The organism is Streptomyces sp. NPDC017993, from assembly GCF_044328065.1.
Classification (GTDB): domain Bacteria; phylum Actinomycetota; class Actinomycetes; order Streptomycetales; family Streptomycetaceae; genus Streptomyces.
Map to the genome: position 1 here is coordinate 103722 of NZ_JBIRGO010000025.1, position 6000 is coordinate 109721.

Genomic DNA, 6000 nt, shown 5'->3' on the forward strand with positions numbered 1-6000 from the left:
ACCCCCTGATCGGTCAATGCGTGGAGCCGGGTGGGTTCGCAGTTGACTTGAAGCTGGGAGGGCATGTCGCCCGTGGGAAGCGGAAATAGACGTGCAAGCAGGGTGTGAGTCAGGTGCCGTCGGCCGGGTCTCCCCAGTGCCAGGGCAGGGCTGGAGGGAGCCAAGCCTCTGAGTTGCCGCGTTCGAGTACTGGTGCGGGAACATGATCAGGACGAGAGGCTCCGTCAACGACGGCCTCTAGCGAGAATTGTACGTAGCGCATGTAGTTTCGTACGTCTCTTATCTGTCGCTCCCGATGCTCGCGGCCTATGCCGCGCCAGCCCACGTCGTAGGCGAGCTTCACCAGCGTTCGGTAGCGGTCCCGGACGTGCATGTCGCTGATCAAAAAGAGGTCAGTGTGCATGCCCCGACGGATTGTTTCCATGGCTGAAGCGCACTGCTCGCGCGCATGAGAGCTCAGGGTGGGCTGGTCCGCCCCTATGTCCGGCAGCGACGGTAACCAGTCGTAGAGGTCAGCCAGCCGCTCAAGTAACTGACGTGCAGCATCGGCGGAACGTTGACGCTCCCTCTCGGAGCTGGCGAGTCTCGCAGCTTCGGCTTGCTGAGAGGTGGCCAGCTCGCCTTGGGACCCAATTGTCTTAATGGTCTGCCAGCGCGCGACCAGGACAGTTATTGCGCCACCCACCAGTGTTCCCAGTAAGGAACTGACGGCTTGGCCTGCGAGATCACTCCAACCACTCACTCGGCACATCCTGGACGAGTGGGCCAACTTGCTCAAGGGGGCGGCGCCATGGTGATCGGCGTGCAGGGAGCCCTTGGGCCGTGCTAGTCCGGCCACGATGACAGAGGGGCACGGGAGTTGACCGGACCCACCACGCTCTGACCTGGGTCGTCGTAGACGATCTGCCACACTGGACGGACCTTGCCTGCACCCGGAGACTTCAGCTCGTCGTACTGACTCGATGGCTGACATCAAGGGCGCCCGACAGCACCAGTTTTGAGCAGCCCGTTCAGCGTTGCTCCCCTGGTGGGCATAGTTGACTCTGCCCGGGGCTCTGCCCACTGGGAGTCACAATGATCCCAGGCGAGCCCGCTCCATGAGATCGATGACGTAGTGGACCAGGTCGACCGGTGCGGTGGTAGCTGCGAAGATCCTGCGGTCAACGCCCCTCTCGGGGTTGAACCTCCCTGTGTAGATCAGCACAGGCACATCAAGGTGGTACTGCTCCAGTAAGCGAAGCATCTTGATCCCTGCTTGCCGGTCGCCACTACGGTCAATGTCGCTGATGATGACGTCGTATGGCCTACGGCGAAAGAGAGGCGTGGCCTCCTTGGTAGATAAGGCAATATCAATGTGCATGCCAGCTGTCCGGAAGAGCTCCACGAGCGGCGCATTACCCTCGGGGCGATCATCGACCCACAGCATCTTGCCCCCTTGGAGCACATCTGCGGCATGTTCCAGGCGGCCCAGGGCTGTGCGCCTGGCTGTCGCAGAGACCGAGGCCTGACTCTCGTCTTGAGCTCGGTCAAGTAGTTCGCCAGCGAGCTCAACCTCGACCCCCAGGGCTCGCACCGCAGTTAATCGTGGGACCAGTCGCTGCATGATCGTTCCTCGTAAGGTGAAGTACACAAGGCTGGCGAAGGCCACCCAGAGAACGGCGGGGAGCGTGCCTATGAGCTTGAGCCAAAGGGTGTCGGACATCTCAACATCATCAGAGTCAACGGGTGAGTCGCGCAGCCACTTCGGCGAAACTCCAGCCGACGTCTACGGCTAACGTCAGCGTCGGCGCACAGCCGCATCCGTGAGGGGGCCCAGCGCCTCGGTTGGAGACCCAGACGTGTGGGGCAGGAGGCGACTATCGAACTCCTTGCAGCGGGTGTTCAGTGCGGTGCCACCGCCGCCCGATCGAACGGTAGGGGACCCCATACTCAGTCTGGGGTCCCCTACCGTTCGGTGTGTCGCTGTTAGCCGAAGGCCGCCGCTGGAAGCTGGGGCCCTCATCGCCTCCGTCGTTCGTCCGTCATTTCCAGTTGCACCGCTTCGGTGTTGTCAGCCAGGGGGACAGGAAGCCGCTGCCCTCGGTACTCAAGTAGCAGGGGTTGCCCTCGGGCCCTGACCATGGGAGGAGCCGCAGCTCGTTGTTGGTTCGAATCCGACAGGGGGCTCTTAGCTTCACCAGGGAAGAAGCCCCGGGCCGGTGATGGCCTGGGGCTTCCGGCGTTTCTGGGGGGCTTCGACGGCGTCGGCGGTCGGGCAGGAGTGATCCGCCGCTCGGCTGCAGGTTCATGCGGCTCATCGCTTCACGTTGTGTGTCCTGCGCCACCTACGTGTAGACGGTCATGCGGAGGGCGTCGGGGCAGATTCACCACCGCCTGCCCGTCAGTCGGCCGCAGGCCGGCGGTCGCGGTGTCGGTGGAGGGTTCCGATGGCAAGGTCGCCGGCCAGGAAGGCGAGCAGGGGGATGCCCAGCAGGGGGATGAAGTAGCAGGTTGCTGCTGAGAGGAGGAGTGAGGGGGCGAGTATGTGCGGTGGGATGCGGCGCCATGCTCCGCGGGCAGGGGGGCGGCCTGCGCTGCGACGGTCGGTTCGGGTCGGGCGGCGTAGCCACCACATCCGGTAGCCCCAGGCGATCACGCAGATCAGCGCGATCATCAGGACGGCCAGGGCGATCTGGTTGGCGAGGCCGAACAGCAGGCCCATGTGGGCGTCGATTCCCCATCGGCTCAACTTGGCGGCCAGCGGCCAGTCCTGGAACCGCACCACCTCCGTCACCGAGCCGGTCGCCCCGTCGACGGCCGCCGCATCCTGCTTCTCGGGCCAGGTGGTGCGGATCTGCTTCACCGCGTAGGCGGCGCCGGGCTTCGCCGGGTACGTGATCTCGACCGGGTCGGAGAGCCCTTCGCCGCGGGCTGCCGTCAGCACTCGGTCGACTCCGACGTCCGCCCGGGGCATCGAGTGGGAGCCGTGGTCCATGGCTCCTTGGTGATGTGCCGATGCCTCGCCGGACACGGCCGGGGTCTCCCAGGACAGCGCCGCCCGCAGGTCGGTGACGTTCTGTCCGGCGTACTGCGACCACGTCAGGCCGGTGGCGGAGAGGAAGAAGAAGCCCAGGGCGGCCCAGATGCCGACCGCGCCGTGCCAGGACAGGGTTCGGCGGCGGCCGGTGGCGGCTCGCTCGGGCAGCAGTGTCCGCCGCAAGCGGCTCGCCTGGCGGCGGCGGCCGATCCACAGGGCGACTCCGCCGGCCGTCACCACCCACAGCCAGCTGGCGGCGAGTTCGCTGTAGAGCCGTCCGGCGTCCCCGAGCAGGAGGCTGCCGTGCAGTTGGTCGATCCAGGTGCGCAGGGGCAACGCTCCGGAACTGCCGTAGCTGTCCAGGGCGCCGCGCACCCTGCTGGTGTAGGGATCGACGAACACCGCCAGCCGGTGGCTCTCCTCCAGGCCGGGTACATCGAGCAGCACGCGGGTCGTGGCATCCGGTTCGGCGCCCGGACGGACGGCGTTGACCGTGCCCTCCGGGTGCGCGGAGCGTGCCGCAGCGACCTGCTGGGTCAACGGCAGCCGGTGGTCGCCGACGGGTACGCGCAGCTCGTGTGCGTAGACGATCTTCTCCGCCTGGAACGAACCCGCGTACAGCAGGCCCGTCACAGCCGCTATGAGGAGAAACGGCGCGATGAGGATGCCCGCGTAGAAGTGCAGGCGGAGCAGCAGGGGGCGCAGCGCCGCCCACCCGCCCGGTGAGGGAGTGGCGGGTTGAGGCCCGTGGGAGGGGTTCGCTTCTGCGCCATCCGGGGCGCCGTCCGGGGCGCCCCCCGGGGCCTCGTCCAGGGTGCGATCCGCCGCGTCGTCCTGGGCGAGCCCGACCGTGTCGCTGTTGCTCGGCATCCTTCTCCTCTGAGGCGTGGGCCGGCATCCACCCAGCCATCACCTCAGTCGTCGGCGGGAGGGGCGAACGAGTTCCAGGCGAGTGGTGTGACCCACGTCACGCCTAGGTGGTCGTCCGGTGATGCGGTGCCCGCGCCAGGGCTCGACGAATTCGCTCAAGGATTGAGCACCTTCCGCACTCCGGGGTCGGGAGGAGAGGGCGGGGTGCAAGCTGGGCCCGACATGGAATCCGGATGCGTTCTCAGGGGCTTACGGGCCGTGGCGTTCGCCACCGTCTGCGTGCTGCTCACGGCGCTCGGGCACGTGCGGTCGTCCGGTGCGCCCCTGCCGTGGCACGTAGTGGTCGCGGCTGTCGCGAGTGCTGCCGCCGGCGCGTGGTGCTTCGCCAGGCGTGAGCGCGGGGCGGTCGTGGTGGGGTTGCTGACGGCCGGCACCCAGGCGGTGCTCCACACGGCGTTCGCTTTCGGACAGGTGGCCTTCTGCGGTGGGGCCGGTCGCGCCCCGATGCACGGCATGCCTCGGTCCCCGCACGAGGAGATGCAGGGCGGCGGGCACTCGATGGTCGCGGTGCACATGGTGGTCGCGGCGTTGAGCGCCTGGTGGATGTGGGGCGGGGAGCAGGCGGTCTTCCGGGTCGTGCGGACCGTTTCCCTCTTCCTCTTCCGGCGGCTTCTCCCTGCGAAACGCCCCGTACTTCCGGCAGTTCGGCACGCCGCCCGGGTGCCGGAGCAGCGGCCGCGCCGGGTCATGCGTGAGTGGCTGCTGGCCCATGTGGTGTCGCTGCGTGGTCCTCCGCAGGCTCCGGCTGTCCGCTGACATCAGCTGATACCGGGTTGCGGCCGTCGCCGAGTGGCAGTTGCGGCGGCCGTGCCCGGACCCGGCCCTGCCGGTCCGTCCGTAGTCACGGCGACCGGATCACGCGAAGGACTCCAGATGATGACGCCTGTCCGGACGTTGGCATCCCAGGTGCCCACGGTCGATCTCGTTCCAACCATCCGTCCCGCTACGCCGCACAACGGCCACGTATCAAGCGTCAGGTCGACCGGTATCGGTCGAGGGCCTGTTGGCGCATCCCGCGCGCCTCAGCCGTTCCAGCAGATCGCCGGCGCGCCCACTCCCCGGCTCCGCCACGTCCTGAAAAAGGGAGCGCAGCCGTCGGGCCTGGCGGTCCCAATGGCTGCACTCGACGCACCCCGCGAGGTGTTCGCGGACCGCTTGATCGGTGATGCCCTCCGGCAGGCACTCGCCGTCGAGGCGCGCGGAGAGTGCGGTGCGGGATACGGAGCAGTGCATCGGCCCATTCTCTCCGAGTCGCACGGTGACCGGCGAGGGGAGGACGCGCATGCGTGAGGCCGAGGATGCTCTGGTGACCCGGTGGGCGCTGGCGGCCCGCACGGGCGATGAGGAGGCGGTGGAGAATTTCGTGCGGGGCACCCGGCGTCATGTGCTGCGCTACGTGACGTACTTGAGCCGCGATGCCCAGGCCGCGGACGACTTGGTGCAGGACACCTATCTGCGGGCCCTGCGCAGCCTGCCAGGGTTCGAGGGCCGGTCCTCGGCGCGTACCTGGCTGCTGACCATCGCCCGGCGTACGGTCGCCGACCGGGTCCGCGCCAACAACGCGAGGCCGCGGGTCGCCGGGCTCGCCGACTGGCAGGTCGCGGCGGAGCAGGTGCAGCGTGAGACCGGTCCGGGTTTCGACGAGGGTGTCGCCCTGACCGATCTGCTCTCCGCCCTCGATCCTTCTCGGCGGGAAGCGTTCGTGCTCACCCAGCTGCTCGGGCTGCCGTATGCGGAGGCGGCCGCTGTCGTCGGCTGTCCTGTGGGCACGGTCCGTTCCAGGGTCGCTCGGGCCCGGGAGACGCTCGTCGCGCTGCTCGACGCCGCTGACGGGGATCCGGCGTGCGGGGACTCCGCGGAGACCGTGATGCCCCGTGCCCTGGGGCGGTCGTTGAAGGCGTCCGGTTCGGTGGCGTGACTCCGTAGGGGGCGAGGGGAGGGGGAGGGGTGGTGGGGGGGGGGGGGGGGGCCCCCCCCCCCCCCCCCACCACCCCCCCCCCCCCCCCCCCGAAACCCCCCCCCCCCCCCCCCCCCCCCCCCCCCACCACCCCCCC

6 protein-coding genes and 1 tRNA gene are annotated in these 6000 nt (G+C 68.5%); 3 read left to right on the top strand and 4 right to left on the bottom strand.

Annotated elements, in window-relative coordinates; all coding sequences use genetic code 11:
• Nucleotides 1–109 precede the first annotated feature (109 nt).
• Both ACH4FH_RS33635 and ACH4FH_RS33640 read right to left on the bottom strand, forming a co-directional pair.
• A complete protein-coding gene (locus ACH4FH_RS33635; protein ID WP_398559734.1) occupies nucleotides 110–403 on the bottom strand; it encodes a hypothetical protein in 294 nt (97 codons plus the stop codon).
• A gap of 666 nt (nucleotides 404–1069) precedes the next feature.
• Nucleotides 1070–1702, bottom strand: a complete 633-nt coding sequence (locus ACH4FH_RS33640) for a response regulator (RefSeq protein WP_398559735.1) — start codon at nucleotides 1700–1702, stop codon at nucleotides 1070–1072.
• 373 nt (nucleotides 1703–2075) lie between these two features.
• Between ACH4FH_RS33640 and ACH4FH_RS33645 the strand changes: the two genes are divergently transcribed.
• Nucleotides 2076–2166, top strand: a tRNA-OTHER gene (locus ACH4FH_RS33645).
• A gap of 214 nt (nucleotides 2167–2380) precedes the next feature.
• On the opposite strand, the gene ACH4FH_RS33650 is transcribed toward ACH4FH_RS33645, so the two are convergent.
• Entirely contained in the window at nucleotides 2381–3886 is a 1506-nt protein-coding gene (locus ACH4FH_RS33650) for a PepSY-associated TM helix domain-containing protein (protein WP_398559736.1), read from the bottom strand.
• Between the two features lie 258 nt (nucleotides 3887–4144).
• Here ACH4FH_RS33650 and ACH4FH_RS33655 point away from each other — a divergent pair, with 258 nt between their 5' ends.
• Nucleotides 4145–4702: a PE-PGRS family protein gene (locus ACH4FH_RS33655; protein WP_398559737.1), complete on the top strand. Its 558-nt coding sequence runs from the start codon at nucleotides 4145–4147 to the stop codon at nucleotides 4700–4702.
• A 210-nt stretch (nucleotides 4703–4912) separates the two neighbouring features.
• Here ACH4FH_RS33655 and ACH4FH_RS33660 read toward each other — a convergent pair whose 3' ends face one another.
• Nucleotides 4913–5230 carry a zf-HC2 domain-containing protein gene (locus tag ACH4FH_RS33660; protein ID WP_398559738.1) on the bottom strand — a complete coding sequence of 106 codons (318 nt, stop codon included), beginning with the start codon at nucleotides 5228–5230 and terminating at the stop codon, nucleotides 4913–4915.
• On the opposite strand from ACH4FH_RS33660, the gene ACH4FH_RS33665 reads away from it, so the two are divergent.
• On the top strand, nucleotides 5229–5864 hold the full coding sequence (locus ACH4FH_RS33665; protein WP_398559739.1) for a sigma-70 family RNA polymerase sigma factor: 636 nt from the start codon (nucleotides 5229–5231) through the stop codon (nucleotides 5862–5864). The two genes, ACH4FH_RS33660 and ACH4FH_RS33665, sit on opposite strands and share 2 nt — an antisense overlap.
• Nucleotides 5865–6000: the final 136 nt, after the last annotated feature.